The sequence below is a fragment of the Actinoplanes awajinensis subsp. mycoplanecinus genome (assembly GCF_001509495.1).
Classification (GTDB): Bacteria; Actinomycetota; Actinomycetes; order Mycobacteriales; family Micromonosporaceae; genus Actinoplanes; species Actinoplanes palleronii.
In genome coordinates, this window is the sequence record NZ_LLZH01000235.1 from 39,874 (window position 1) to 64,950 (window position 25,077).

The following is a 25,077-nucleotide window of genomic DNA, read 5'->3' on the forward strand; positions in this document are numbered from 1 at the left end:
TCACCAGCTGTGCAACGTCCCGTCCGTCAAGCGGCTGACCGGCAACGACGCCGCCCGGTACGGATACGACCCCGCCAGCTCCTCATCGATGTCCACACCCAGCCCCGGCACCTCGCCCGGGTGCAGATACCCGCCCTCGAACCGGTACCCATGCGGGAACACCGCGTCGGTCTCCGCGCTGTGCGGCATGTACTCCTGCAGCCCGAAGTTCGGGATCGCCACGTCCACGTGCAGCGCCGCGGCCATGCACACCGGCGACAGATCGGTGGCGCCGTGCGACCCACTGCGTACGTGATAGATAGCCGCCAAGTCGAAGATCCGTCGCAGATGGGTGATCCCCCCGGCGTGCACCACGGTGGCCCGGATGTAGTCGACGAGCTGCTCGGTGATCAGCTGGCGGCAGTCCCAGATGCTGTTGAACACCTCCCCCACCGCCAGGGGTGTCGTGGTGTGCTGCCGGATCAGCCGGAACCCCTCCTGCAACTCGGCCGGCACCGGGTCCTCCAGCCAGGTCAGCGCGTACGGTTCGAGGCTCTTGCCCAGCCGCGCCGCCTCGATCGGCGTCAGCCGGTGGTGCACGTCGTGCAGCAGCTTCAACCCCGGCCCGAACTCGGCGCGCACGTCCGCGAAGACCCGCGGCAGGTGATCGAGGTACCGATCGGTGTCCCACACGCTCTCGACAGGCACCGCCGCGGAGGCCGGCTCGTAGGCCCTCCCCTCGCTGACCCCATAGACCGAGGGCAGTCCCGGCACGCCGCTCTGCACCCGGACCGCGCGATACCCAAGACGGACATAGTGTGAGATTTCCGAAAGCAAGGCGTCGCTGGTGGAACCGCTAGCGTGGCCATAAACGGTCACCCCCTCCCGCGACCGACCCCCGAGCAGCCGATACACCGGCACCCCCGCGACCTTCCCGAGGATGTCCCACAACGCGGTGTCCACCGCCGCGACAGCACTCATCGTCACCGGCCCCCGCCGCCAGTACGCCCCTTTGTAGAGGTACTGCCACATATCCTCGATGTTCCGAGCATCCCGCCCGATCAGCACCGGCACCACGTGCTCGCGCAGATACGCCGCCACCGCGAGCTCCCTGCCGTTCAGGGTCGCGTCCCCCACCCCGCTGACCCCGTCCTCCGTGACGATCTTCAGGGTCACGAAGTTCCGCCCCGGGCTGCACACGATCACCCGCGCCTCGGTGATCCTCATTCGCTGTCGTCCTTGACCCGGGCCACCAGCTGGGTCGGGTTCACGAACCGCAGCGCCACCACCAGCAGGATCACCATCATCACGCAGTAGATGACCGCCATCGCGTCCACCGACTGCTGCGCCCGGATCCCGGCCGCCGACATCGAGTAGAACAGCGCCACGACCAGGGTCTGCGAGTCCGGCCCCGCCGTCAGGAACGTCAGCTCGAACATCCCGACGGTGCGGACCACGACCAGGATCGACGCGGCCAGGATCCCGGGTACCAGCAGCGGCGCCAGGATCCGGCCGAACACGTGCCGGGTCCGCGCCCCGCACATCCGCGCGGCCCGTTCGACGGCCGGGTCGATCTGCTCGATGAACGGCGTCATCGTGAGGATCACGAACGGCACCGACGGGACCAGGTTCGCCAGCACGACACCGGACAGGTGCCCGGCCAGGCCGTACTTGTAGAGGACGGTGGCCAGCGGGATGCCGTAGGTGATCGGCGGCATCAGGATCGGGAGCAGGAACAACAGATACAGCAACCGGCCACCGGGAAACTTGCGGCGGGCGAGCACATAGGCCGCGGGGACCCCGATGAGTACGGAGATGCCGGCCACCAGCAGGCACACCACGAGCGTCACGGTGAGCACCGGCAGCAGGGTGAAGTCGGTCCACGCCTGGCCGTACCACTGGGTCGTGTACGCCTCGGGCAGCCACGTGTCGAACCAGCGCACCCCGAACGAGTTGACCACGACCGACCCGATCACCCCGGCGAGCCCGACGAAGAAGATCGTCACGAGTCCCCACACCACCCAGGCCCCGGGGCGGGCCACGATCCGGCGTCTCACCCTTTACCTCCGGCTGTCGATCCGGTGTAGAGCAGGCTGCGCAGCCCGAGCACCACGCTGATCACGACGAGCTCGACCACACCCATCACGATCGCGGCAGCCGACGCGGCCGCGTAGTCGTAGCGCACGTAAGCCGCCTCGTACGCGGCGATGCTGATCACCCGGGTGCTGCCGGTCGGGTCGCCGACCAGGATCGCGGACGGGAACACGCTGAACGCCAGCACGAACGTCAGGCAGAACGTGGTGGCCAGCCCGGGCGCGAGCAGCGGCAGCGTGATCCGGAAGAACCGCTGCGCCCAGCCCGCGCCCAGGGTGGCCGCGGCCCGTTCCAGGCTGGGATCGATTCCGGACAGGTAGGACAGCACCAGCAGGAACGCGAACGGGAACCCCGTGATGATCAGGGAGAGGAACACGCCGGTGTAGTTGTGGGTGAGCGTGACCGGCTGGTCGATCACACCCAGTGACAGCAGTGCCCGGTTGAACCAGCCGGTCGGTCCGAGAAAGCCCAGCAGCCCCTCGGCGGTGAGCACCGTACCCAGCGTGATCGGCACGACCAGCACCGTGGTCAGCAGCCGCTTGCCGCGGAACTTCCCGCGCATCCGGTACGCGATCGGCACCGCGGCGAGCACGTTGACCAGCGCGGCCGGCAGCGCGATGCCGAGCGTGGTGGTGATCGTGTCGCGCTGGTAGGCGTCGGTGAAGAACGCCCGGTAGGCGGCGAGCGCACCGCCCTGGGCCGGCTGCAGCGAGACCGCGATGCCGTAACAGAACGGGTAGACGAACAGTGCGATCACGAACACCGTCGCCGGGACCAGCAGGAACAGTTGCGGGTCGATGCCCCGCTCGGCGAGCCGGTGCCGGATCGCGAGCGTCGAGGTGGTCATCCGGGGAACACCAGCAGCCGCGACGGCGGGAGGGTGACCTCCACCTTGTCACCCGGGGCCAGCCGCTGCGACGTGCGCAGGTGCAGGGTCAGGCCGTCGGCCGTGCGGACCTCGGCGGCGATCTCCCGGCCGTGGTACTCGGCGACGTCGACGGTCACCTCCAGCCCGGAGCCGATCTCGACGTCCTCGGGGCGGATCGCGGCCACCACCGGATCACCGACACCGATGGCGCCGACGAACGAGGCGGACGGTCGTACCCCAAAGCCGTTGATCTTGATGGATGAGGCGGAGACCGCTTTGCCGGGCAGCAGATTGCGGAAACCCAGGAAGTCGGCGACGTGCCGGTTCGCGGGGCGGTTGTGCACCTGTTCCGGACTGCCGATCTGCTGCACCCGGCCGGCGCGCAGCACCACCAGGCGATCCGCCATCGACAGCGCCTCCTCCTGATCGTGCGTGACATAGACCGTGGTCAGTCCGAGGTTCTGGTGCAGGCGGCGGATCTCGGTGCGCATCTCCAGGCGCAGTTTCGCGTCCAGGTTGCTCAGCGGCTCGTCCATCAGCACCAGCGACGGCTCGACCACGACCGCGCGGGCGATCGCGACCCGCTGCTGCTGACCGCCGGAGAGCTGGCCGGGCAGCTTGCCGGCGTGCTCCTCGAGGTGCACCAGCCGGATCGCCTCGTCGGTCCGGCGCCGCGCTTCGGCGCGCGGCACGCCGCGCATCTGCAGACCGAAAGAGATATTTTTCCGTACGGACATGTGCGGGAACAGCGCGTAGTTCTGGAACACCATCCCGAAGCCCCGGCGCTCCGGTGGCAGGGTGTCGAGCCGGGTGCCGTCGCGCCAGATGCTGCCGTCGCTGAGCGGCAGCAGCCCGGCCAGGCAGTTCAGCGCGGTGGACTTGCCGCAGCCGGACGGCCCGAGCAGCGCGATGAACTCGCCGCGCCGGATCTCCAGGTCGAGCCCGGTCAGCGCGTCGGCGCCGCCGAACCGGCGGGTCACCCCGTCCAGGCGCAGCGTCGTGAAGGCCGTCACTTCTTGACCTTGGCGCCGCCGATTTCCCGGTCCCAGCGATCGAAAGCGGCCACCAGTGCTGTCGCCTCGAGCGGGATCTGCAGCGGGTGCTCGATCAGCAGCGTGTGGTACTCCGGGCGGCCGTACTCGGCGATCGCCTGCTGGCTCTCCGGCGGGGCCATCGTGATCGGCACGTCGGCGATCGCGGGGCCGGGGTAGAAGTAGCCCTTGTCGTACGCTTTGGCCTGCTGTTCCGGGGTGAGCATCCAGGCGAGCAGGGTGAGCACGGCGGCCTGCTTGTCCGTCGAGACGCCCTTCGGCACGACCGCGTAGTGCGCGTCGGTCACCCAGTTGAAGCCTTCCAGCGCGCCGACCTGCGCCTCCTTGGGCACGGTGCCGAGCACCCGCGGGTTGATGTCCCAGCCGGTGGTGGTCGCGATGATCTTCGCGGAGCCGTTGGCCAGGTTCTTCATCGTCTCGCTGGTCGCCGACGGGTAGAGCGTGATCGACTCGCCGAGCTGCTTGAGGTAGGCCCAGGTCTTGTCCCAGCCGTTGACCGGGTCCTTCGGGTTGGTGTCGCCGAGCAGGTACGGCAGCCCCATCAGCAGCGTGCGCCCCGGCCCGGAGTTGGACGGGCGCGCGTACTGGACCGCGCCCGGGTTGGCCTTGGCGTACTCCAGCAGCGCCGCCGCGGTCTTGGGCGGGCTCGGCACCTTGGCCGGCAGGTATTCGATCAGCGGGCCGGACGGGTAGTAGGTGACGGTCACCCCGTCGTTGCCGGCGAGCTTCTGCATGGCGGCGGCGCCGGGCAGGTACTGCTTCATCCCGGACAGCCGGTCCGCGTACGCCGGCAGCAGCGGCACCCACAGCTGCTGGGCGATCCCGGCGGCCAGCCCGTCCACTCCGGTCAGCACCAGGTCGATGTCCACCCGGTTCGCCGCCTGCTGCGCCTTGATCTTGCCGACCAGTTCCGGAGCGGTCGCCTTGGTGTAGGTGACCCGCTCGACCACGCCGGCGTTCTTCGCCACGAAGTCGTCGATCATGCCCTGGGTGAGCTGCAGGTTGCCGGCCACGTCGAGCACGTTGAGCGTGACCGCTTTCGACGGCTTGTCCGGGACCGCGCCGGTGGCGCTGGTGGCCGGGCTGTTGTTGTCCGGCGGGCTGCACGCGGCCACGGTGGCGGCGGCGGCTCCCAGAACGAGAAATTGACGGCGGTTGGGCGACATGTCGGTCCTCTCCTCAGCGAGCCACGGGGCCCGTCGAACCACGCACGATGAGCTGGGTGGGCACCACCCGGCGGGCGCGCCCGGCCTGGCCGGAGCCGGCGCGCTCGGAGCCGGCGCGCTCGGAGCCGGCGCGCTCGGAGCCGGCGCGGGCAAGCCCGGCGGTCCCCGGGGCGGCCATCAGGGCGAGCAGCAGGTCCACACCGACCCGGCCGATCTGCTCCTTGCCGATCGCGACGGTGGTCAGCGGCGGGCCGACCAGCGCGGCGACCAGGATGTCGTCGAAGCCGACGACGCTGAGCTGCCCGGGCACCGCGATCCCCCGGGCCTGGAACCGTTGCACCAGGCCGAGCGCGACCAGGTCGTTGTAGGCGAGCACCGCGGTGACCGGCGCCGCGGCGACCAGGTCGGCGGCGGCCGCGCCACCCGCCACGGTGGGTGCCACGTTGCCGATCTCGATCAGGGTCATCCCGAGCGCCGACGTGGCGGCCCGCAGTCCGCGGAGCCGGTCGCGGTTGGACCACGAGGTGCGCGGCCCGGCGACGTACGAAATGGTCCGATGACCCAGAGCGTGCAGGTGGCCGACCGCCTGCCGCATCCCGCCGGAGTTGTCGGCGGTGACCGACGGGAACGGTGAGATCCGCCGGTTCAGCACCACCATCGGTTTCTCGGCGACCGCCCGCAGTTCGTCGTCGGCGGCCCGCGGCGAGCAGAGCAGGAACCCGTCGACCTGCATGGCGAGCGCCCGGATGGCCGGCACCTCGACCGCCGGGTCCTCGTCGGTATCGGTCAGCAGCACCGCGTAGTCGCCGCGGCGCGCCTGCGTCTGTATCGCCTTGACCACGGTCGGGAAGAACGGGTTGCCCAGGTCCGGCAGTACCACGCCGATGTTCGCGGTCCGGCCGGTGATCAGGCTGCGGGCGACCCGGTTGGGGTGGTAGCCGAGCTGCCGGGCCGCGGTCTGCACCCGGTCCCGGGTCTCCGGCCGGACCCGATCGGGATCGGCCAGCGCCCGGCACACCGAGGACGCCGATACCCCGGCGAGCCGCGCCACGTCCTTGATGGTCACCGCCACGCCCGGCTCCCTGATCATTCGATGACGATCGATTGATGAGGCCAGTCTGGAATCGTTTCCAGAACATTGTCAAGACGTTGCCGTCAGCGCTCCCGGCAGGCTGGTGGCGAGCTGGGCGCGGCTCGTCACGGCGAGTTTCTGGAACGCGTGGGTCAGGTGGGTCTCCACCGTCCGCCGGGTCACGAAGAGCTGATCGGCGATCTCCCGGTTGGTGTGCCCGAGCGCGGCCAGTACCGCGACCCGGTGCTCGGACGGGGTCAGCGCGCCCGGCCCGGTGACCACCGCGCGCCGGGGGCGGCCGCCGGCGGCGAGCAGCTCCTGCCGGGCCCGGGCCGCGATCAGCCGCATGCCGCCGCGGTCGGCCAGGTCGAGGGCCTGGGTCAGCGGTTCGCGGGCGGCGGCGCGCTGGTTGGTGCGGCGCATCGCGGCGCCGAGGTCGACCAGGATGCGGGCGTACTCCAGCCGGACCGGTGACCCGGCGAGCAGGTGCGCGGCCTGGGTGAGCAGCGGGATCGCCTCGGCCGGAGCCACCGTGCGGGCCAGCGCGCGCAGTCCGGCGCCCCGCGGGCCGGGCAGGCCGAGGCGGGCCGCGAGGCCGAGGTGCTCCTCGGCACGACGGCGGGCCGCCGGTGGGTCACCGAGGGCGGTCAGCGCCAGGCTGTCGTCGACCCGCCAGGAGGCGAGACCAGGATGGCGTACGCCCAGAGCGTGCCAGCTCGCGGCCGCCGCGGTCAGGTCGGCGTGCGCGTCGGCGGGGCGGTGCCGGGCCAGGTGCAGCCGGGCCCGGCGCTCCAGGAACATCGCGGTCCGCAGCTTGCCGGGCTGTGGTTCGGCCGCGGTGCCCGGCAGCGACCCGGGCGCGGGCGCGGCCGCCGCACCGGTCATCCCCGCCGCGACCAGCGCCGCCTGCGCCGCGGCCGGCTCGTCCGCCTCGACCAGCGCGTCCACCAGCGGGAACAGCGCCCACACCACACCCGGCGCCGGGCTGTTGGCGAGTTTGAACTCGAACGCGAACCGGGCGTCGGTCACCGCCTCCCGCACCCGGCCGGCCTGCACCAGCGCATGCGCCCGGATGAAGCTGCCGTGCGCGAGCGCGGTCATCCACCCCCGCGGGCGCGCCTGCTCGATCAGGGCGTCGCACAGCGCCCGTACGGTGTCCAGGTCCTCCGCCGCGACCAGGCCGAACTTGACGAACGTTGCCAGCAGCGAGTCGCTCTCCACGTCCGTCACGCTGCGCAGCAGGGCCAGCGCCTCACGCGCCGGGCGGCCCTCGATCGTCGCCAGGTGACCGCGGTGCACGTTCCAGAGCGGCAGCGCCGACGCCGCCGCCCGCGCCGTGCGCTCGCGCGCGTCGGCGGCCTCGGTGGCGTCCAGCCACGCGTCGGCGACCAGTTCCGCCTCGAGCCGGTCGAGCAGCTCCGGATCCGCGCCGGCCGGGTGGTCCAGGACGGTGCGGCACAGGCGCAGCGCCTCGTCGGCGTACCCGGCCAGCCCCAGCGCCCGCGCCCCGGCCAGCGAGATCCGGGCACGCTGATCAGGATCGGTCGCATGGTCCACGGCGTCGGCGAGCAACCGGCATGCCTGCGGCTGGACCTGCTCGGCGGCGAGAAGGCCGAGCCGTCCGCGCAGCTCGGCCTCGTCGTCCGTCCCGGCCGGCGGCTCGGCCAGCGCCCGCCGCAGGAACGTCGCGGCGTTCTGCGGCGCCCCGCGGCGCCAGGCCCGGTCGGCGGCCGTGCTCAGCGCGCTGACCGTACTGGCCTCACCAGCGGGTTCGGTGCGCAGCAGGTGCAGCGCGACGGTCTCCGGGTCGGCCCGCTCCCGGGTCAGCAGGCGCGCCGCCCGGGCGTGCCACAGCGCCCGCTCCCCCGGCGGCAGCCCGCCGTAGATTGCCCCGGCCACCAGTGGATGGACCAGCCGGTACCCGTCGGCACCGCCGGTCAGCAGCCCCGCCACCCGCAGCCGGTCCGCGAGCAGCACCGCTCGCTCATGGTCACAACCGGACAGGTCCCGGGCGTGCCGGAGCAGCGCACCCCGCCCGAGAACGGTGAACGCCCGCGCCAGCTCCGCGGCCCCGGCCGGCATCCGGGCGAGCTGGCGCTCCACGGCCCGGCCCACCTGCTCCGGCCCGAAGTCGCGGATCGGGCCGGCGGATCGGGGCGCGGCGACCGCGGCGGCGACCGCGATCGGGTCGGCGCTGAAGTCGCCGAGGCGCCCGATCCGCGCCGCGACGTCGCCGTTCGGCGCCAGCCCCTCCGCGGCGAGGTGGCCGAGCAGTGCCCCGAGCAGGAACGGGTTGCCGGCCGTCGCCGCGTGACAGGCGAGCACGAACTCCGGCCCCGCCGCGGGCAGCCGCTCGCGCAGGATCAGTCGTACCGCGTCCGGCCGCAGCGCCGCGGGCCGCACCGGCGGGCCGGCCGCCGCCAGCAGTTCGGCGAGCAGATCCGGTTCGGCCGGCGGCTCACCGGAGCGCACCGCGCACAGGATGCCCAGCGGCAGACCGGCCAGCCGCCGGGACAGCTGCCCGAGCCAGCGCAGCGACGGCGCGTCGGCCCAGTGCACGTCGTCGACGACCAGCACGGTCCCGGACCGCGCGGCGAGACCGCAGGTCAGCCAGGTCAGCCCGTGTGCCGCGGCGTGCATGGCGTCACCGGTCGGCGCGGGCGCGGCCAGGTCGGCGTCCAGCGCTCGCCGGGCCGGCGCCGCGGCACCCATCACCAGCGCGTCCCACTCCCGGCTCTGCCACAGCGGAGCGAACAGCTGCCGGGCGATCCCCCACCCGGCGTCGTGTTCCAGCGGACCACCCCACGCGGTCAGCACCCGCAGCCCGCTCGCCGCCGCGCGGCTCCCGGCCGCGGCCAGCAGACTGGACTTGCCGATCCCGGCCGGCCCGTCCACGACGATCACCGCACCGGCGCCCGCGCGCACCTGCCCGAGCCGGAGATCGAGCATCGCCAGCTCGGCATCGCGCTGCACCAGGGTGCGCGGCATGCCGCCGACCGTACGGGGTGCCGGCCCCGCCCGTAACCTCGTGGTCGGATCCACGATTCAACCCGGCCGGCCGGTGCCGAGTCTCAGAGGATGAACACCACTGACTACGCGCTGGGCCACACGCCCGCCGAATACGACCGTGTCCGCGCCCAGGCCCGCCTCTGGGAGTCCGACACCGCCCGGCTGCTGGACCACATCGGCGTCAAGCCCGGCGCCCGCTGCCTGGACGCCGGGTGCGGGCCGGGCGAGACGATGCGCCAGATGGCCGACCGTACCGGCCCGTCCGGCACGGTCACCGGCCTGGACATCGACCCGGCGATGGGCGCGGCGGCCGAGGCCGCGCTGCACCGGGACGGCCACACCCAGTGCCACGTGCGGGTCCACGACCTGACCGCCGACGAACCGGTACCCGGCGGGCCGTACGACCTGGTCTACGCCCGGCTGCTGCTGTTCCACCTGCACGACCAGGCCGCGGCGCTGCGCCGGCTCTGGCAGGCGGTCGCGCCCGGCGGCCACCTGCTGATCCAGGACTACGACATGCGCACCGCGGGCGTCATGCCGCCGCTGGCCAACGCGGACGCGATGACCCGCCTGCTGATCGACGCGTTCGGGCTGGCCGGCTGCGACGTGCACGCCGGCGCCCGGCTGCCCTACCTGATGGCCCGTTCCGGCGTCGGCGCCCCGGACGGCACCGACGTCGCCGGCCGGCTGGTGCCGATCGCGGCCGGCGCCCCGATCCTGGAATCCGTCTACCGCAGCCTGCTCCCGCTCGCCCACGCACGCGGCCTGATCACCCCGGCCGCGTCCGAGCAGGCCATCGCCACGCTGCACCACGACACCGCCGAGCATCCCGACCACGCCGTGCTGCTGCCGCTGCTGCTCGCCGCTTGGAAGCGCAGGTCCTGACCGCTTCGCTTTTTTCGGTACGACCGTGGAGCGCCCCGCCGCGGGCTACAAGCCACGCTCCGGGCCGGTCGCGCGCCACGTCCGCACCACCCGGGACCGCTTGGCGCCTCCCGACCCCGGCTGGTGGTCACGGTCGCCTCACGGCTCCCGAGACGGCCATCAACACCAGCCGAGACCGCAACCGGTCCGGGCCGCCACGCACGTCGCGGTTCTGGCTGGCTCTCAGGGGTGTCTCACGGGCCGTGAGACACCCCTGAGAGCCAGCCGGGGACCCTGGAGCGCGCTGCGGTCCGGGGTGGCAGGGGGCTGGCGCGCGGGCACTGCGGGACTTGGGTTGCGGGCGAGTGCTTTGTTGCCGTGCCGGGAAGGGGACGGTGGTCCGGGGTCGAGGGGTTAGGGCAGGGCGCCTAGGCCGGCCAGCAGCTCGAGGCGTTCGTGCTGGTCGAGGGCCTGGTAGATCGGCTCGTCGCGGCGGTTGGTCTCGTCCTCGAGGGCTTGGCGTTCCGGGCCGGCGGGCAGGGCGCGCACCTGGTCGACGGTCAGACCGGCCGCTTGCCAGGCCGCGCGGTGGGCGTCGGCGCGGTGGTGGCGGAGCGCGCCCAGCCTCGTGGTCAAGCGGACCGCGGGGGACGCGTCCGGGGGCTCGTGGACCGGGGCCAGCGCGCGGAAGGCCGGGCCGCCGGTGGCCTGACCTGCTGCCAGGAGGCGGCCGACCAGGTCGGCCAGGCGGGGCACCGAGGCCGGGCCGGGGAGCACGGTGTCGAAGGGCGGGCCGGGACTCCAGCGCTCGGCCGCGGTGTCGCCGAGCGCCTGCTGCACGGCCAGGGCCGCGGCCCGGCCCCGGTCGGTGAGCCGCCAGGTCCCGTCGGCGTCGACCTCCGCGATGCCCTGCTCCAGCTCGCCGGTCATGTCCGCCCCGCCGTAGGTGGTCGCCGCGGCGAAACCGTCGGCCGGCATCGGCCGGGCCAGCAGACCGAAGTAGAAGCTGGACTCGAAGCCGGGCCGCAGGCCGTGCGCGGCGTAGACGGCGAGGACCCGCTCGCGGGCGCTCGCCCGGACCCCGATGTAGAGCCGATCGACGACCGGCCTGATGCTTCCCGCGTAACTCATGAGCGCCAAGGTTAGCCAGCCGGTCTGGTTGATCAATTGTGCGACGGATCAGGCCGCAGGTCAGGCCGCGGAGAATGGCGACCACAGGTTCCTATTCTCTCATTCACGTCGGGGGCGCCGAGGCATGGTCGCGGCACCCTACCAGCGCCATTATCATGTTTCAATATTGTTAAGTCTCTATGCCAAAGGTAGATTGGCCCTATGACTCATCAACGCATCCCGCGGTACGCCACAGCGGCCCTCAGCATTGTTGTCGGCGCCACGGTAGCCACACCGGCCGCGGCCGCGACTCCCGACAGCCCGCAATTCACGACCGTTCTCATCGGAGCGGTGCAGCTCACCGCCGAGGGTGCGGGCGCTTTCCAGATCACCCCGGCCACCGCCGGTGCGAAGGCACCCACCCCGGTCACCACCAGCGCCGCACCGCGCAGCGCGCTGGCACCGGGCGACGCCAACATCGTCAACAGCCGGTCGTCCATCGCCGGCGGTTCTTTCAATGCCTGCAAGGACTTCAATACCACGACGTGCATTCTGAGTAATGGTATCGGCACGCTCAACCCGGGCGAGAGCACCAAGGGCAGATACGGCTGGCCCGATTCTGACGGCTTCTACTGCCTGAGCCACCGGAGCTTCCAGGTATTCTCCAGCACCGTGACGTGCAGCACCGATAAATGGGTTAAGGTTTCCGGCGGCGCGGTCGGCCAGATCGACGTTCCGATTATCGTCCGCAACCGGTGATCGCCACGGCCACCCGTCTCGCCCGCACCGGCTCGCTTGTCAGGCGGCGGATCGTCCCTCACGCATCCACCGGCGGGAAGTTTCCCGCGTGAAACCGGTTTGGCCGGGAGTGGGAGCGGTCATCCGCGGTTCATGACGATGTTCGACGGTTTCCGGCTCGAGCACGTCGACCTCGGCGAGGTGAGCGTCCGGGTACGGTACGGCGGCGCCGGCACCCCGGTGGTCCTGCTGCACGGCCATCCGCGGACCCACACCACGTGGCATCGGGTCGCCCCACTGCTCGCCGAGCGGCACCTGGTGGTGGCACCCGACCTCCGCGGCTACGGCGGATCGACGCTCCCGCCGGACGAGCCGCGGCATGCCCAGTCCAGCAAGCGCGCGATGGCCCTCGACGTGGTGCGGTTGATGGCCCGTCTCGGTCATCAGCGGTTCGCCGTCGTCGGCCACGACCGGGGTGCCCCGGTGGCGTTCCGGACCGCGATGGACCGTCCCGACCTGGTATCGCACCTGGTGGTGATGGACTCCTTGCCGCTGGTCGAGCATCTGGAGCGCACCGACGCGACGTTCGCCCAGGCCTGGTGGCACTGGTGGTTCCTGGGCCAGACCGACAAGCCCGCCGAGCGAGTGATCTGCGCCGACCCGCACGCCTGGTACACCACACCGGAGCCCGGCGCGATGGGCGCCGGCAACCACGCCGACCTCTGGCGGCCCTGACCGACCCGGCCGTCGTGCACGGCATGTGCGAGGACTACCGGGCCGGCCTGGGCATCGACCGGGAGCACGACGAGGCCGACCGGGCCGCCGGCCGTCAGGTCACCTGCCCCGTGCTGTTGCTGGAGGCCGCCGGCGACGACCTGGACATCCACGGCGACCCGGCGGCGATCTGGGCGCCGTGGCTGGCCCGGCCGCTGACCCACCGGGTCGTCGACTCCGGGCATCACCAGGCCGAGCAGGCGCCCGGCCAGGTGGCCGAGGCACTGCTCGGCTTCCTCGCGCCGTGAGCCGCGCCGCCACCGAGACCCAACCGGTCAGGTGGCGGCTGCCGGGGCCGATGGTGTGGGTATGGGTGCTGTGACGCGACCGTCCACCTGGCCCGCGGTCGTGCTGCGCGGGCTCGGGCCGCGACAGGCGGCACCGGCCCGCCTGTGGATCATGATCATGATCGGTACGTGTACCGCGGTGTTCTTCACCGCCGCGCTGCTCGGCGACGGCGGGCTCGACCCGCTGCAGCTCGGGTGCGGCATCGTGCTCGCCCTGTTCTGCCTGACCGTGCTCGCGCTGCGACCGGAGCGCGCCGCCAGCCTCTGCGTGGCCGGGCCGCTGCTCGGCGTGGCCGGTGTCGTCGTGCTGGACCTGGGCACCGCCGACGCCGGGGTGACCGGGCAGATCTTCTTCACCATGCCGGTGCTCTACGCCGCCGTGCACCTGCGCGTGCCGGGGTCCGTGCTGGTCACCGCGGCCGCGATCGGCGGTGACGCGATCGTGGTCGGCCGGCTGCTCCCGCTCGAGGAGGCGCTCACCGACCTGGCGTTCACCGGCGGCATGCTGATCCTGATGGGCTCGGTGCTGACCCGGGCCATGGTCACCCAGCAGCGACTCGTCGAGAAGCTGCGCCGGCAGGCGTCGGTCGATCCGCTGACCGGCCTGGTCACCCGGCGGGTCCTCGACGACGCGGTCAGCGCGATCTCCAGCGCCACCTCGGACACCGGCACCGCGCTCGTCCTGATCGACGTCGACAAGTTCAAGACCATCAACGACACGTACGGGCACGCCGTCGGCGACGACGCGCTGGTGCACATCGCAGCGGTGCTGTCCGCCCGGTGCCGGCCGCAGGACGTGCTGGCCCGGATGGGCGGGGACGAACTCGCCGTCCTGATGACGGGCTGCAGTTACGAGACCGCGCTCAGCCGCGCCCGGGACTTCGTCAGCACCATCCACGACCAGCCGTTGCCGCTGGCCGACGGGCGCCGGCTCGCCCTGTCGATCAGCGCCGGCGCCGCGCACGCCCACCAGCACACCGGTTCGGTGCGTGACCTCTACATCAGCGCCGACACCGCCCTCTACGCGGCCAAGCGCGCCGGTCGGGGGCGGGTCGGCGAGCTGTCCGGCGCCGAGCGCCAGGCCCTGCACGTCGACTGACATCGACCAGGTGCGGGCGAGGTCCGCCGCCGGGTGACGGGAGGGTGCGCTTTTCTGATCGTACGATCAATGGCGGTGACCCGGACGGCGCCGCGATCGCAAGCCGGCGGCGGACCTGGAGAGGCGCGGTCAGGCTCCGGCGCCGCCGTCGACCGGGACGATCGCGCCGGTGACCATCGAGGCCCGGTCGCTCAGCAGCCACGCGGCCACCTCGGCGACCTCCCGGGGCTCGGCCATCCGGCCGGTCGGGGAACTCGCGTTGATCTGCGCTTTGATCCCCGGGGTGGCCGCCTCCCACGCGTCGATCATCTCGGTCGCGGTGCCGCCCGGGGTGATCCCGTTGACCCGGATGCCCTGGCCGGCCCAGGTGACCGCGGCCGTCTCGGTGATGCTGTTCAGGGCGCGTTTCATCGCGCCGTACGCGGGGAGCGCCGGGTTGGCGCGCCGGCTGCCGATGCTGGACGTGTTGACGATCGCGCCGCCACCGGTGCCGCGCATCAGCTCGGCCTCGGCGGTCATCGCGGTCCAGTGCGCGCGGAAGTTGACCGTGAACTGCAGGTCGATGTCCTCGTCGCTGGTGGTGTCGAGAGGGCCGGGCTGCTGGATCGCGGCGGCGTTGTTGAAGGCGCCGTCCAGACGGCCGTGCAGCTGGGCGACCCGGTCGACGGCGGCGCGGATGCTGCCACGATCGGCCAGATCCATCGGTACGGCGTCCGCGGTGCCGCCGTCGGCGCGGATCTGTTTGACGATCTGATCGAGCGCATCGGTGGAGCGGGCGGCGAGGACGACCGCGGCACCCTCGGCGGCGAAGAGCCGGGCCGCCGCCGCGCCGATGCCTCGGCTGGCGCCGGTGATGAAGACGACCTTGCCGGTGAGCAGGCCGATCGGGGTGGAGTCGCTGTGCTGGGTCATGCCGACAAGGCTGGTGCGGCCGGCCGGGTGGATACAGGCACAAGTGGTACCAGGCTCGGCCGCCGGGCGCCGGGCACACTTGCGACATGAACAAGCAGGAACTCGGGGCGTTCCTCCGGACCCGCCGGGAGCGGCTGCGGCCCGAGGACGTGTCTCTGCCGTCCGGGGCGCGACGCCGCACGCCGGGGCTGCGCCGGGAGGAGGTCGCGGTGCTCGCGCACATCTCCACCGAGTACTACGTGCGGCTCGAGCAGGGGCGGGCACCACGGCCGTCGGGTGAGGTCCTGGCCGGGATCGCCGGGGCGCTGCGGCTCACCGGCGCCGAGTCCGATCACCTGCACGTGCTCGCCGGGACCGCGCCGAGCCGCACCGGGCTGCACCGGCGCGACGTGCGGCCGAGCATCCTCGCGCTGCTGGAACGGCTGCCGCAGACCGCCGGGCTGGTGACGTCCGCGGCGTTCGAGGTGCTCGCCTGCAACCCGCTCGCGGCGGCGCTGATGGAGGACTTCACCGAGCTCGCGCCCCGCGACCGCAACCTGGCCCGCCGAGCGTTCCTGGAGCCGGGCCCGCTCTACGGCGTCAGCGACGCCTCCGAGTTCCGGCACCACGTCGTCATGCAGTTGCGGCTCACCCTGGCCCGGTACCCGTCCGATCCGGCGGTCACCTCACTCGTCGACGAGCTGCGCGACGGCAGCGCCGATTTCGCGCGGCTCTGGGAGCGGCACGACGTGCAGGCCGCGCCGATGCTCACCAAGACGTTCCGGCACCCGGTCGTCGGCGAGGTGACGGTGGACTGCGACACGCTCACCCTCGACGACCGGGACCAGCACCTGGTGCTCTACACCGCGCCGGTGGGCTCACCCAGCGCCGAGGCCCTCGCGCTGCTCACTGTGCTGGGGTCGGAGCGGTGGCCTGTTTCATGATCCATTCGCGGATGCCGGGGAGGGTGTAGGCCACCTGCTCCGCCGAGCCGCCGGTGATGCCCACGACGTTGACGGTGGCCTTCTTCGCTTCCAGGGCGGCCACGTCGGCGGCGGTGGCGGTGCTCGGCCAGGTGGCGTGGGCGGCCGGACTCGGGGAGGCCGGGGTGGCACCCTCGCCGGCCAGGATCCACAGGGGCTTCTTCGGCAGCGTGGCGGGCCACTGGCCGGCCACCACATAGGCGGCGGCGAACAGGTCCGGGTGCGCGGCGGTGATGCCGAGCGCCAGGGTCGCGCCCGTCGACTGACCCGTGACGTACCGCCGCGACTTGTCGAGGTTGTACTGCCCGGCGAGCGCGGTGAGCAGGTTCAGTGTGGTGCCGGCGTCGCCGCTCGCGGCGGTGGCGTACTGCGGGGCGAGCACGAACGCCGGGTTCTTCGCCTGGTCGGCGGGGCTCGCCCAGGCGACCGCGCCGAGGCCCTGCACCAGCGCGCCCTTGGCCCCGGCACCGGCCACGCTCGCACCGTGCAGGTAGAGCACCAGCGGGTACGCCTTGGCCGGGTCGTAGCCCTTCGGCACGAACAGGTTGTACGGCAGGGTCTGCCCGGTGGCCGGGTCCGCGAAGGACAGCTGCTTGAAGTCGTCCACGATCGGGCTGACCACCGAACTGACCGGCACGGCGGTGTCGGTGGGCTCGAAGACCGTGCCGCTGACCGCGGTGACCGCGCCGACCTTGGTGACCGAGGTGGCCGCCATCGTGATCTTCGGTGCCGCACCGCCCGAGGCCGGTGTCCACAGCGCGGCGCCCTCGTCGTCCGGGGACAGCTCGACGATCACGAACCGGCCGTCGGCGCCCTGCTCGGCGACCGCCGCGGCGGTGTTCGCGTACACCTTCGTCACGGTCCGGCCGTCGACGGTGAACGCCGCGGCGCTCAGCTTCGCGGTGGCGATCGGCTCGGTGAACTGCACCGCGACCGCGATGAACTTCTGCCCGTCGCCGTCGACCCGGGTGATCGCGATGGCGCTCGTGTTGGCGGCCACCGTGCCGGACTGCGCCGAGCAGGCCGCGACCCCGGAGAACATCAGGGCGCCCGCGACGCCCTTGAGCAGTGCTCTCCGCTGCATGAACCAGACCCTTCGTCGACGATCCGCCAAACAGACACTACCAACGAGTCGATCATGCACGATTTGCGACAGTATTACCTTTACGCGCCGCGAGCAGGCATCGGGGCTTTTGCGGGATATGCGGGTGGAAAGTACGTTCCGTTGCGGTTGGCCAACCACGATCGTCACGACCGCCAGCTCGGAAAGGTTCCACCATGCGTATCGCACTCGCCACCGGCGCCGCCCTCCTCGCCACCCTCGCCGGCGCCGCCACACCGGCAAGCGCCGCACCGGCCCGACCGCCGGTGCCGAGCGACGACATGGTCATCGACGTGGTGTCCGCGAACGGCTCCGGCTGCCCGCTCGGCACCGCGGCGGTGACCGTCTCGCCGGACAACAAGGCGTTCACGGTCAGCTACAGCGAGTTCACCGCGCAGGTCGGCGCGGGCGCCAAGCCGACCGACTTCCGCAAGAACTGTCAGCTCGGGTTGAACGTGCACGTGCCGCAGGGCTACACGTACGCGATCGCGAACACCGACTACCGGGGTTTCGCGCACCTGGAGCGCGGCGCGTCCGCGACGCAGACCGCGTTCTACTACTTCCAGGGCGAGCGGCAGACCACCAAGAGCCGCAACACGTTCACCGGGCCGGTGGACAGCGACTGGCAGCGCACCGACACTGTGGCGGTCAGCTCGTTGTCGTTCCTGCCCTGCGGGGAGCAGCGCTACCTCAACGTGAACACCGAGCTGCGGGTCGCCGCGGGCTCGTCGGACAAGAAGAAGACCAGCTTCGTCACGATGGACTCCACCGACGGGAACCTGGACACCGTCTACCGGGTCGCCTGGAAGAAGTGCTGACCGCGGCGGGCTGAACGCAACGCGGCCCCTCCTCGTGGTGAGGAGGGGCCGCTGCCCGCTTCTACTCAAGCGCGCATCTGCAGGACCGGCAGCCGGTCAGCGGTTACCGAAGTGACCCGGACCGCCGCGGTGCCCACCCGGACCCCGGTGGTCGCCGCCACGGTGGTGGCCCGGCCACTGCGGACGGTACGACCAGTTGCTCGGCCAGTAACCGCCACGCCACCGGCTGTCCCACCGGTCGTCCCAGTCGTTGTCGTCGACGACCAGGGCGAAGGCGCCGCCCCGGAAGCCCACGCGAACCCGCACGCAGTCGTAGTCCTCCCAGGCGCCGAACCGGTCACCGGTGCGGCCGGCCTGCTCGCAGCTCCAGAAATCGCGGTAGTAACCGACGACCTCGTCGCTGCCCCAGCGGGCCCCCTGGGTGGTCGCCGTCGTGGTGTTCTTGGCCTGACCCGCGGCCGGCGCGGCCTGCGCCGGGCCCGCCGCGAGCGTCGCTCCGGCGAGGAGGCCCATGCCTGCCATGGTGAGCAGGCGCATCGTCTTCGTCATGTCTTTCCCTTCTTTTCCGCCTCCCCAGGACTGGACTAACCATCACAGAAGATGATCGGTAAGACTAAAAGGACATCTAGTACTTTCGGCTGATCTTGGACACCGAGAAGTGGATCAAGGGATCGGCCGCCCGGCCAGCGAAAACGACCGCCACACCCGGGATTGACCAGGTGACTTACGGGGCATGTCTATCCATGCGGCTCACCGGAGCCCGCGGGAAGAGCGGAGGCTGACGATGAATGCCACTCCGGTCGCGGACGAGCACGAAACGGACGATTTCCAGGTGGTCACGCACACCCTGGACGGCGTTTCCCTGGTCCGGCTCATCGGCGACGTCGACCTGTCGGTGGCGGCCCGCCTGCGAACGACCTTCGAGACCGCGCTGGCGGCACACCCGTGGGTCATCGTGGATCTGACCCGGGCCGGCGCGGTGGACTCGATCGGGCTCGGCGTGCTGGTCGCCGCCGCCCAGGTGGCCCGCAGGCGATCCGGCGACGTGCTGCTGGCCGGTGCGCCACCGTTCTTCACCGCGGTCCTGCACGCGGCACGGCTCGGCGCGGTCTTCACCACGTTCGCCACCGTCCCGCAGGCGATGACCGCCGCGCTGGCCGGGACGTCCGCGCCGCACTGACCCATGACCGTACGGATCGGGACCTCCGGGTGGAGTCACCCGCACCGGGACGGCGTGCTCTACCCGCCGGGCACGCCGGCCCGGGACCGCCTCGGCCACTACCTGCGGCGGTTCGACACCGTCATCCGGGAGTGGGCGGGCCGGGACCGGGAGGTCTACGTCTACTTCGACAACGACGGCGCGGGCGACGCCGTCCGGGACGCCGGGACGCTGCGGCACCTGCTGGCCTGAACGACGCGCCACCACTGCCTGGGCGTGACGGCGGAGAGTTTGTCGCGGAAAGGCCGTTTGCCGGGCGCGACCTCGGGTAGCCGCTGACCGTTCCGTCAGGAAATCCGCCGTCCGAAGGATCTCATCACCATGGATGCCAGCAAGCCCGTCAAGGCAGCGAAGAAGGCCGTGGCGAAGACCGCCGAGAAGGTCGCCGACGCTCTCCGCGCCGAGGTCCCGGGTGCACCGGGCAGCGCGCCGGCCACGCTCGAGGAGCCGACCACGCCCCGCGAGCCGCTGCCGCCGAAGCCGGAACAGGGCGCGCCGCAGACCCGGACCCCGACCGGCGCGGAGACCGGCGCGCCGCCGACCGACAACGGTCAGCAGGGCGCCTTCCTCACCACCGCGCAGGGCGCGCGGCTGCGCGACACCGACCACTCGCTCAAGGCCGGGCCGCGCGGACCGGTCCTGTTGCAGGACCACCACCTGCGCGAGAAGATCACCCACTTCGACCACGAACGGATCCCGGAGCGCGTGGTGCACGCCCGCGGCGCCGGCGCGCACGGCACGTTCACCGGTTACGGCACCGCCACGAAGCTCAGCCGGGCCGGGTTCCTGAAGAAGAACAAGGAAACCCCGGTTTTCGTACGATTCTCGACCGTCCTGGGGTCGCGGGGTTCGGCGGACACGGTCCGGGACACCCGCGGGTTCGCCACGAAGTTCTACACCGACGAGGGCACGTTCGACCTGGTCGGCAACAACATCCCGGTGTTCTTCATCCAGGACGCGATCAAGTTCCCGGACATCATCCACGCCGGCAAACCGCACCCGGACCGGGAGATCCCGCAGGCGCAGAGCGCGCACGACACGTTCTGGGACTTCGTCTCGCTGCACACCGAGGCGCAGCACCACACCATCTGGAACATGTCCGACCGGGGCATCCCGCGCTCCTACCGGACCATGGAGGGTTTCGGCGTCCACACGTTCCGGCTGGTGAACGACGCGGGCGAGACGGTGCTGGTGAAGTTCCACTGGAAGCCGAAGCTCGGCGTGCACTCGCTGGTCTGGGAGGAGGCGCAGCTCGCCGCGGGCGTCGACCCGGACTTCCACCGCCGGGACCTCTACGACGCGATCGAGTCCGGCGCGTACCCCGAGTGGGAGCTGGGCGTGCAGGTCTTCCCGGACACCCCGGAGGAGACCTTCGCCGGGATCGACCTGCTCGACCCGACCAAGTTCGTACCGGAGGAACTCGCGCCGGTGCAGCCGATCGGCACGATGGTGCTGGACCGGACGCCGACGAACTACCACGCCGAGGTCGAGCAGGTCGCCTTCCACCTCGGTCACCTGGTGCCGGGCATCGACGTGACGAACGACCCGCTGCTGCAGGGCCGGCTCTTCTCCTACCTGGACACCCAGCTGACCCGGCTCGGCGGGCCGAACTTCCACCAGATCCCGATCAACCGGCCGCACGCCCCGGTCAACGACATGCTCCGCGACGGGATGCACCAGCACGCCGTGCACGGGGGTGTCGCGCCGTACCACCCGAACTCCCTCGACGGGGGCAACCCGTCCGAGGCCGGCGACGCCGAGACCGCGTTCGTCGACGTGCCGGTCACCGTCACCGAGGCACCCAAGATCCGGCAGAACCCGGCGTCGTTCGACGACCACTACAGCCAGGTACGACTGTTCTGGCTGAGCATGACGCCGGTCGAGCAGGAACACATCATCAGCGCGTACACCTTCGAACTCGCCAAGTGCTACGAGCAGGCGATCAAACAACGTCAGCTGCTGTCGCTGGCCAACGTCGATCCGGTGCTGTGCCAGCGGGTGGCCACCGGGCTGGGCCTGCCCGCGCCCGAGCCCACCGTGCCGCTCGCCGAGGTCACGCCCAGCCCGGTGCTGTCCCAGCTCGGTCAGACCTGGCCCGGCGACGGTCGTACGATCGGGATCGTCGTCGACCCGGACGGCGACCTCGACGACCTCGAAGCGGTCCGCGGCGCGGTCTTCGCGGCCGGGATGGTGCCGCTGGTGATCGCGCCGCACGGCGGCAAGGTCGGCGGCGTGGCGGTGCAGCGGACGTTCGCGGCCACCCGCTCGGTGGAGTTCGACGCCGTGCTGCTCGCCGGCGCACCGCTACCGGCACCGGACGCGCTGCCCGCCCGCGACGCGAAGGCCGGCGGCAGCGCCACCGTGGACCCGCGCGTACTCCTGCTCGTCGAGGAGTGCTGGCGGCACGCCAAGGCGGTCGGCGCCTGGGGCGCCGGTGCCACCGTGCTGCGCGAGACCGGGGTGGCCGACACCCCGGGCGTGGTCACGGCGAAGACCGGCGAGGAGGCGTTCGCGGCCGTGCACGAGCTGCTGGCCGCGCACCGGGTCTGGGAACGATTCCCGGCTCCGGTGGCCTGACCCGGACGGCCCGCACATCGCAGGACGGGCCTGCCCCGTCCTGCGATGTGAGCAATCATCACGTTCGATCGTGATGTGGGGGTTTTCGATCTGGGTCCAGGGGCAACACCTGGCCCATGAGTTCCTTGCGGTTGCTGGCGCCCCCTGCGCATGCCGTGCAGCTGCTCTCCTGGAACCTGACCGGTGGCGACGACCTCGGCGAGATCCGGGCCGGGATCCACCGGCACTTCGAGGACGGCCTGACCGAGCTCGCCGGCCGGATGGCCCTGGTGGTCACCGAGCTGGCCGGCAACGCGCTGCGGCACGGCCGGCCACCGATCGTGGTCCGGGTGCTCCAGGACGCCGACTGCTACCTGCTCGACGTGGCCGACCACGCCCCGGAGCACATCCCGCGGTTCGTCGCGGCGACCGGCTCCGTCCTGCCCGGCGGCCGGGGGCTGCTCATCGCGAGCACCCTGGCGCAGCAGGTGTGCTGGTATCCGGGTGATCGCACCAAGCACATCTGGGCGTCCTTCCCCTTCCCGGCCGAGCCGACGGGCTGACGTCGTACGAATGTGCTAGAAATGCCGGTTGTGACTACCCCTGTCTTCACCATCGCCCACCACACGGAGCCCGATGGTGTGCTGCGGGTCTGCCTGGCCGGCGAATTCGACATGAGCGTCGGCGACGCCCTCTCCCGCGCGCTGCTGGAGGCGGCCGGCCGGCCCGGCGTCACCCGGGTGCTCGTCGACCTGACGCATACCCGGCTGATCGACTCGCACGCCATCGCCGGGCTGGTCGCCGGGTATCAGGCCGCCACCTCCGCCGGCCGGAGCTTCACCGTGGTCAACGGCCGCGGTCTGGTCCAGCAGGTCCTCGACATCACCGGGCTGTCCGAGGTGCTCTGCGCCCAGCCGTGACCGCTGCCGGCCACCGGAGCGGTGGTCAGGCGGTCACGCCGGCGCCGCGGGCGAGCCCGGCCCGGGCGCGCACCAGCAGCCAGGAGAGCAGCAGGACGCCGGTGGCGGCCAGCGAGATGGCCGCGCCGGCCGCGACGTTCCACCGGGTCGAGGCGTAGAGACCGGCGAGCCCGCTGACCACGGCGAACAGCACGGACAGCCCGGAGGCCACCGCGAGCCGGTCCGACCACAGCCGGGCGGCCGCCGCCGGCGCGACGATCAGCGACAGCGCCAGGATCGTGCCGGCCGCCGGCACGATCGTCACCGCGACCACCTCGATGGTCAGCAGCAGGACCACGTCCCAGAACCCGGTCGACAGCCCCGCCGCCTCCGCACCGGCCCGATCGAAACCGGTCAGCAGCAGCGGCCTGGCACACCCGGTGAGCACCCCGGCCACCGCGGCCAGCACCACCGCCGTGGTGATCAGGTCGGTGGTGTCCACCGTGAGGATCGAGCCGACCAGGAACGACGACAGGTCCCGGCTGAACCCGCTCTGCGTGGCCACCAGCGCCGCACCCAGCGCGAACCCGCCGGAGAGCAGCACCCCGGTCGCCGCTGCGGCGTCCTGACCGCGCCGCCGGCTCAGCGCCGCCACCCCCAGCGCCACCACCGCGCCGGCCACCACCCCGCCGAGCAGGATGTTCACCCCGATGATCGAGGCGGCCACCACGCCCGGGAAGGTCGCGTGGGTCAGCGCCATCGTGAAAAACGACAACCGGCGCAGCACCACCTGCACGCCGATCAGCCCGGCCAGCGCGCCGACCAGGACCACCTCGGCGACGGCGCGGTGCAGCACGTCATCCCACCAGTTCATGCGGTGAGCTCCTCTCCCGCTGACGCGGCACGCGGACGGTGCGCCGCCCGCGCCACAGCCGGGCCGGCAGCAGGACCAGATAGCCCAGCACGAGCAGCAGCACCACCGACGACGCCGAGGTCAGCGCGACGCCGTAGTGCACCGAGGCGGTCCAGCTCAGCAGCAGACCGGCGTACCCGGCCGCGGCGACCAGCACGGTGCCCAGCACCGCCATCACCGCCAGCCGGTCGCTGACCATCCGGGCCGCCGCCGCCGGGACGATCAGCAGCGCCACCACCAGGATCGTGCCGACCGCGCGGACCGCGGCGACCACCACCAGCGCGAGCAGCACGTTGAGCCACAGGTCCAGCCGGCCGACCCGGAAGCCGGCCGCGGCCGCGCCGCCCGGGTCGAACGACCGGAACAGCAGCCCCCGGGCGGTGACCAGCAGCGCCACCAGGATCACCACCACCAGCACCGCGGTCTCGGCGAGCTGGCGTGGCGTCACGGTCAGCAGCCGGCCGAACATCAACGAGGTCAGATCCGAGGTGTACGAGGAGCGCCGCGACACCAGCACCACCCCGATCGAGAACATCGCGGTGAGCACCACGGCGGTGGCCGCGTCGTCGGACAGCCGGGCGCCGCGGGTCAGCACGGTCAGCGCCACCGCGGTGACCACGCCGGCCACCAGCGCCCCGGCGAACAGGCCCTCCACTCCCCCGGCGACGAAGCCGATCACCACGCCGGGGAAGACCGTGTGGGTGAGCGCGTCGGAGACGAACGACAGCCCGCGGACGAAGACGAACACGCTGATCGGGCCGCAGACCAGCGCGAGCAGCACGATCTCGGCGAGCGCCCGGCCCATGAACGGCACCGCGAACGGCTCGATCACGGTTCCACCACGACCAGCCGGCCGTCGGCCACCTCGATCGCGGCGCTGCCGTACGCCTGACGCAGTGTGGCGGCCGTGAGCGTCTCGCCGACCGGGCCCACCGCCCACTGCCGCCCGTTGATCAGGCAGATCAGGTCGGCGAGATCCCGGGCCACCGCCAGGTCGTGCGTGCTGATCACCAGTGCGGTGCCGGCCGCGCTCAGCTCCCGCAGCACCCGGACGATCGCCTCCTGACTGACCACGTCGACGCCGTTGAACGGCTCGTCGAGCAGCAGCAGCCGTGGCTCGGACACGATCGCCCGGGCCAGCAGCACCCGCTGGCGCTGGCCACCGGAGAGCGCGCCGAACCGGCGACCGGCCCGATCGGCCAGGCCGACGCGATCGAGGGCCTCGTCCACCGCGCCCCGGTCGGCCGCCCGGGCCGGGCGCCACCAGCCGAGGTGCCGGTAGCGGCCCATCATCACCACCTGCCGCACGCTGACCGGGAAGTCGGCGTCCAGGGTGTCGGTCTGCGGCACGTACCCGGCCAGGCCGCGGGCCCGGGCGGGCGGGCGGCCCAGCACCGTCGCGGTCCCGCCGAGCAGCGGGGTCAGGCCGAGCATCGACTTGATCAGCGTGGACTTGCCGGCGCCGTTCGGGCCGACCAGGGCCAGCCGCTGTCCGGCGCGCAGGTCCAGATCGATGCCGGTGAGCACGGGTACGCCCTGGTAGCCCACGCTGGCCCCGGTGTATCGCAGTGCGGCGGACGCCAT

At 72.2% G+C, this 25,077-nt stretch carries 26 protein-coding genes; 12 read left to right on the forward strand and 14 right to left on the reverse strand.

Annotated elements, in window-relative coordinates; genetic code table 11:
• Genes manD through ADL15_RS24190 form a run of 7 tightly spaced genes read right to left on the reverse strand, consistent with a single transcriptional unit; the run spans position 1 to position 9,219 of the window.
• The gene (gene manD, locus ADL15_RS24160) at positions 1–1,206 is read right to left on the reverse strand and encodes a D-mannonate dehydratase ManD (RefSeq protein ID WP_067695524.1); all 1,206 of its coding nucleotides are present in this window, start codon (positions 1,204–1,206) and stop codon (positions 1–3) included.
• Positions 1,203–2,036: an ABC transporter permease gene (locus tag ADL15_RS24165; protein ID WP_067695528.1), complete on the reverse strand. Its 834-nt coding sequence runs from the start codon at positions 2,034–2,036 to the stop codon at positions 1,203–1,205. Before ADL15_RS24165 ends, manD begins: the two co-directional genes overlap by 4 nt.
• Positions 2,033–2,920: an ABC transporter permease gene (locus ADL15_RS24170; RefSeq protein WP_067695531.1), complete on the reverse strand. Its 888-nt coding sequence runs from the start codon at positions 2,918–2,920 to the stop codon at positions 2,033–2,035. The genes ADL15_RS24165 and ADL15_RS24170 overlap by 4 nt, the downstream gene beginning before the upstream one ends.
• Positions 2,917–3,954, reverse strand: coding sequence for an ABC transporter ATP-binding protein (locus ADL15_RS24175; protein WP_067695534.1), 1,038 nt, complete (start codon positions 3,952–3,954; stop codon positions 2,917–2,919). The genes ADL15_RS24170 and ADL15_RS24175 overlap by 4 nt, the downstream gene beginning before the upstream one ends.
• The gene (locus ADL15_RS24180) at positions 3,951–5,159 is read right to left on the reverse strand and encodes an ABC transporter substrate-binding protein (protein WP_067695537.1); all 1,209 of its coding nucleotides are present in this window, start codon (positions 5,157–5,159) and stop codon (positions 3,951–3,953) included. The genes ADL15_RS24175 and ADL15_RS24180 overlap by 4 nt, the downstream gene beginning before the upstream one ends.
• Positions 5,160–5,172: 13 nt before the next feature.
• Positions 5,173–6,249 (reverse strand): LacI family DNA-binding transcriptional regulator, encoded by a 1,077-nt coding sequence (locus ADL15_RS24185; RefSeq protein ID WP_083971677.1) that lies wholly within the window; start codon positions 6,247–6,249, stop codon positions 5,173–5,175.
• A 51-nt stretch (positions 6,250–6,300) separates the two neighbouring features.
• Positions 6,301–9,219 (reverse strand): helix-turn-helix transcriptional regulator, encoded by a 2,919-nt coding sequence (locus ADL15_RS24190; RefSeq protein WP_067695540.1) that lies wholly within the window; start codon positions 9,217–9,219, stop codon positions 6,301–6,303.
• A gap of 90 nt (positions 9,220–9,309) precedes the next feature.
• Here ADL15_RS24190 and ADL15_RS24195 point away from each other — a divergent pair, with 90 nt between their 5' ends.
• Positions 9,310–10,125: a class I SAM-dependent methyltransferase gene (locus ADL15_RS24195; RefSeq protein ID WP_067695545.1), complete on the forward strand. Its 816-nt coding sequence runs from the start codon at positions 9,310–9,312 to the stop codon at positions 10,123–10,125.
• A gap of 393 nt (positions 10,126–10,518) precedes the next feature.
• Here ADL15_RS24195 and ADL15_RS24200 read toward each other — a convergent pair whose 3' ends face one another.
• On the reverse strand, positions 10,519–11,235 hold the full coding sequence (locus ADL15_RS24200; RefSeq protein ID WP_067695548.1) for a hypothetical protein: 717 nt from the start codon (positions 11,233–11,235) through the stop codon (positions 10,519–10,521).
• Between the two features lie 201 nt (positions 11,236–11,436).
• On the opposite strand from ADL15_RS24200, the gene ADL15_RS24205 reads away from it, so the two are divergent.
• The 4 genes from ADL15_RS24205 to ADL15_RS24215 all read left to right on the forward strand — a co-directional run bounded on the left by ADL15_RS24205 (position 11,437) and on the right by ADL15_RS24215 (position 14,112).
• Positions 11,437–11,973 (forward strand): hypothetical protein, encoded by a 537-nt coding sequence (locus ADL15_RS24205; protein ID WP_157441578.1) that lies wholly within the window; start codon positions 11,437–11,439, stop codon positions 11,971–11,973.
• Between the two features lie 132 nt (positions 11,974–12,105).
• A complete protein-coding gene (locus tag ADL15_RS24210; RefSeq protein ID WP_232344307.1) occupies positions 12,106–12,687 on the forward strand; it encodes an alpha/beta fold hydrolase in 582 nt (193 codons plus the stop codon).
• A 23-nt stretch (positions 12,688–12,710) separates the two neighbouring features.
• Positions 12,711–12,974: a hypothetical protein gene (locus ADL15_RS55580; protein ID WP_232344308.1), complete on the forward strand. Its 264-nt coding sequence runs from the start codon at positions 12,711–12,713 to the stop codon at positions 12,972–12,974.
• Positions 12,975–13,035: 61 nt separating this feature from the next.
• A complete protein-coding gene (locus ADL15_RS24215) occupies positions 13,036–14,112 on the forward strand; it encodes a GGDEF domain-containing protein (protein ID WP_067695554.1) in 1,077 nt (358 codons plus the stop codon).
• A 129-nt stretch (positions 14,113–14,241) separates the two neighbouring features.
• On the opposite strand, the gene ADL15_RS24220 is transcribed toward ADL15_RS24215, so the two are convergent.
• Positions 14,242–15,024, reverse strand: coding sequence for an SDR family NAD(P)-dependent oxidoreductase (locus tag ADL15_RS24220; RefSeq protein WP_067695557.1), 783 nt, complete (start codon positions 15,022–15,024; stop codon positions 14,242–14,244).
• An 86-nt stretch (positions 15,025–15,110) separates the two neighbouring features.
• Between ADL15_RS24220 and ADL15_RS24225 the strand changes: the two genes are divergently transcribed.
• The gene (locus ADL15_RS24225; RefSeq protein WP_067695560.1) at positions 15,111–15,947 is read left to right on the forward strand and encodes a helix-turn-helix transcriptional regulator; all 837 of its coding nucleotides are present in this window, start codon (positions 15,111–15,113) and stop codon (positions 15,945–15,947) included.
• Here the strand turns inward: ADL15_RS24225 and ADL15_RS24230 are convergent.
• Positions 15,910–17,070, reverse strand: a complete 1,161-nt coding sequence (locus tag ADL15_RS24230; RefSeq protein WP_067695562.1) for an alpha/beta hydrolase-fold protein — start codon at positions 17,068–17,070, stop codon at positions 15,910–15,912. The two genes, ADL15_RS24225 and ADL15_RS24230, sit on opposite strands and share 38 nt — an antisense overlap.
• 194 nt (positions 17,071–17,264) lie before the next feature.
• On the opposite strand from ADL15_RS24230, the gene ADL15_RS24235 reads away from it, so the two are divergent.
• Positions 17,265–17,906 carry a DUF4360 domain-containing protein gene (locus ADL15_RS24235; protein WP_067695565.1) on the forward strand — a complete coding sequence of 214 codons (642 nt, stop codon included), beginning with the start codon at positions 17,265–17,267 and terminating at the stop codon, positions 17,904–17,906.
• 96 nt (positions 17,907–18,002) lie between these two features.
• On the opposite strand, the gene ADL15_RS24240 is transcribed toward ADL15_RS24235, so the two are convergent.
• Positions 18,003–18,455, reverse strand: coding sequence for a hypothetical protein (locus ADL15_RS24240; protein WP_067695571.1), 453 nt, complete (start codon positions 18,453–18,455; stop codon positions 18,003–18,005).
• Positions 18,456–18,690: 235 nt separating this feature from the next.
• Between ADL15_RS24240 and ADL15_RS24245 the strand changes: the two genes are divergently transcribed.
• From ADL15_RS24245 to ADL15_RS24265, 5 genes are all read left to right on the forward strand, one after another.
• Positions 18,691–19,086: an STAS domain-containing protein gene (locus ADL15_RS24245; protein WP_067695575.1), complete on the forward strand. Its 396-nt coding sequence runs from the start codon at positions 18,691–18,693 to the stop codon at positions 19,084–19,086.
• 3 nt (positions 19,087–19,089) lie between these two features.
• Positions 19,090–19,317, forward strand: a complete 228-nt coding sequence (locus ADL15_RS24250) for a DUF72 domain-containing protein (RefSeq protein ID WP_067695578.1) — start codon at positions 19,090–19,092, stop codon at positions 19,315–19,317.
• 129 nt (positions 19,318–19,446) lie between these two features.
• Positions 19,447–21,702, forward strand: a complete 2,256-nt coding sequence (locus ADL15_RS24255; protein WP_067695581.1) for a catalase — start codon at positions 19,447–19,449, stop codon at positions 21,700–21,702.
• 116 nt (positions 21,703–21,818) lie between these two features.
• Positions 21,819–22,244: an ATP-binding protein gene (locus ADL15_RS24260; protein ID WP_067695584.1), complete on the forward strand. Its 426-nt coding sequence runs from the start codon at positions 21,819–21,821 to the stop codon at positions 22,242–22,244.
• A 30-nt stretch (positions 22,245–22,274) separates the two neighbouring features.
• Complete coding sequence (locus ADL15_RS24265; protein WP_198170994.1) at positions 22,275–22,601, forward strand: STAS domain-containing protein; 327 nt, start codon at positions 22,275–22,277, stop codon at positions 22,599–22,601.
• Positions 22,602–22,626: 25 nt separating this feature from the next.
• Here ADL15_RS24265 and ADL15_RS24270 read toward each other — a convergent pair whose 3' ends face one another.
• Genes ADL15_RS24270 through ADL15_RS24280 form a run of 3 tightly spaced genes read right to left on the reverse strand, consistent with a single transcriptional unit; the run spans position 22,627 to position 25,077 of the window.
• The gene (locus ADL15_RS24270; RefSeq protein WP_067695591.1) at positions 22,627–23,454 is read right to left on the reverse strand and encodes a metal ABC transporter permease; all 828 of its coding nucleotides are present in this window, start codon (positions 23,452–23,454) and stop codon (positions 22,627–22,629) included.
• Entirely contained in the window at positions 23,438–24,325 is an 888-nt protein-coding gene (locus ADL15_RS24275; protein WP_067695595.1) for a metal ABC transporter permease, read from the reverse strand. Before ADL15_RS24275 ends, ADL15_RS24270 begins: the two co-directional genes overlap by 17 nt.
• Positions 24,322–25,077 (reverse strand): metal ABC transporter ATP-binding protein, encoded by a 756-nt coding sequence (locus tag ADL15_RS24280; RefSeq protein WP_067695599.1) that lies wholly within the window; start codon positions 25,075–25,077, stop codon positions 24,322–24,324. The genes ADL15_RS24275 and ADL15_RS24280 overlap by 4 nt, the downstream gene beginning before the upstream one ends.

What these genes read in the sequence shown, in the direction of transcription:
- ADL15_RS24260 (WP_067695584.1), top strand. Translation starts at nt 21,819, where the DNA reads ATGAGTTCCTTGCGGTTGCTGGCGCCCCCTGCGCATGCCGTGCAGCTG.
- ADL15_RS24180 (WP_067695537.1), bottom strand. Translation starts at nt 5,159, where the DNA reads ATGTCGCCCAACCGCCGTCAATTTCTCGTTCTGGGAGCCGCCGCCGCC.
- ADL15_RS24270 (WP_067695591.1), bottom strand. Translation starts at nt 23,454, where the DNA reads ATGAACTGGTGGGATGACGTGCTGCACCGCGCCGTCGCCGAGGTGGTC.
- ADL15_RS24220 (WP_067695557.1), bottom strand. Translation starts at nt 15,024, where the DNA reads ATGACCCAGCACAGCGACTCCACCCCGATCGGCCTGCTCACCGGCAAG.
- ADL15_RS24235 (WP_067695565.1), top strand. Translation starts at nt 17,265, where the DNA reads ATGCGTATCGCACTCGCCACCGGCGCCGCCCTCCTCGCCACCCTCGCC.
- manD (WP_067695524.1), bottom strand. Translation starts at nt 1,206, where the DNA reads ATGAGGATCACCGAGGCGCGGGTGATCGTGTGCAGCCCGGGGCGGAAC.
- ADL15_RS24190 (WP_067695540.1), bottom strand. Translation starts at nt 9,219, where the DNA reads ATGCCGCGCACCCTGGTGCAGCGCGATGCCGAGCTGGCGATGCTCGAT.
- ADL15_RS24200 (WP_067695548.1), bottom strand. Translation starts at nt 11,235, where the DNA reads ATGAGTTACGCGGGAAGCATCAGGCCGGTCGTCGATCGGCTCTACATC.
- ADL15_RS24170 (WP_067695531.1), bottom strand. Translation starts at nt 2,920, where the DNA reads ATGACCACCTCGACGCTCGCGATCCGGCACCGGCTCGCCGAGCGGGGC.
- ADL15_RS24210 (WP_232344307.1), top strand. Translation starts at nt 12,106, where the DNA reads ATGACGATGTTCGACGGTTTCCGGCTCGAGCACGTCGACCTCGGCGAG.
- ADL15_RS24195 (WP_067695545.1), top strand. Translation starts at nt 9,310, where the DNA reads ATGAACACCACTGACTACGCGCTGGGCCACACGCCCGCCGAATACGAC.
- ADL15_RS55580 (WP_232344308.1), top strand. Translation starts at nt 12,711, where the DNA reads ATGTGCGAGGACTACCGGGCCGGCCTGGGCATCGACCGGGAGCACGAC.
- ADL15_RS24185 (WP_083971677.1), bottom strand. Translation starts at nt 6,249, where the DNA reads ATGATCAGGGAGCCGGGCGTGGCGGTGACCATCAAGGACGTGGCGCGG.
- ADL15_RS24205 (WP_157441578.1), top strand. Translation starts at nt 11,437, where the DNA reads ATGACTCATCAACGCATCCCGCGGTACGCCACAGCGGCCCTCAGCATT.
- ADL15_RS24280 (WP_067695599.1), bottom strand. Translation starts at nt 25,077, where the DNA reads ATGGCGTCCGCCGCACTGCGATACACCGGGGCCAGCGTGGGCTACCAG.
- ADL15_RS24245 (WP_067695575.1), top strand. Translation starts at nt 18,691, where the DNA reads ATGAATGCCACTCCGGTCGCGGACGAGCACGAAACGGACGATTTCCAG.
- ADL15_RS24250 (WP_067695578.1), top strand. Translation starts at nt 19,090, where the DNA reads ATGACCGTACGGATCGGGACCTCCGGGTGGAGTCACCCGCACCGGGAC.
- ADL15_RS24255 (WP_067695581.1), top strand. Translation starts at nt 19,447, where the DNA reads ATGGATGCCAGCAAGCCCGTCAAGGCAGCGAAGAAGGCCGTGGCGAAG.
- ADL15_RS24240 (WP_067695571.1), bottom strand. Translation starts at nt 18,455, where the DNA reads ATGACGAAGACGATGCGCCTGCTCACCATGGCAGGCATGGGCCTCCTC.
- ADL15_RS24225 (WP_067695560.1), top strand. Translation starts at nt 15,111, where the DNA reads ATGAACAAGCAGGAACTCGGGGCGTTCCTCCGGACCCGCCGGGAGCGG.
- ADL15_RS24215 (WP_067695554.1), top strand. Translation starts at nt 13,036, where the DNA reads ATGGGTGCTGTGACGCGACCGTCCACCTGGCCCGCGGTCGTGCTGCGC.
- ADL15_RS24230 (WP_067695562.1), bottom strand. Translation starts at nt 17,070, where the DNA reads ATGCAGCGGAGAGCACTGCTCAAGGGCGTCGCGGGCGCCCTGATGTTC.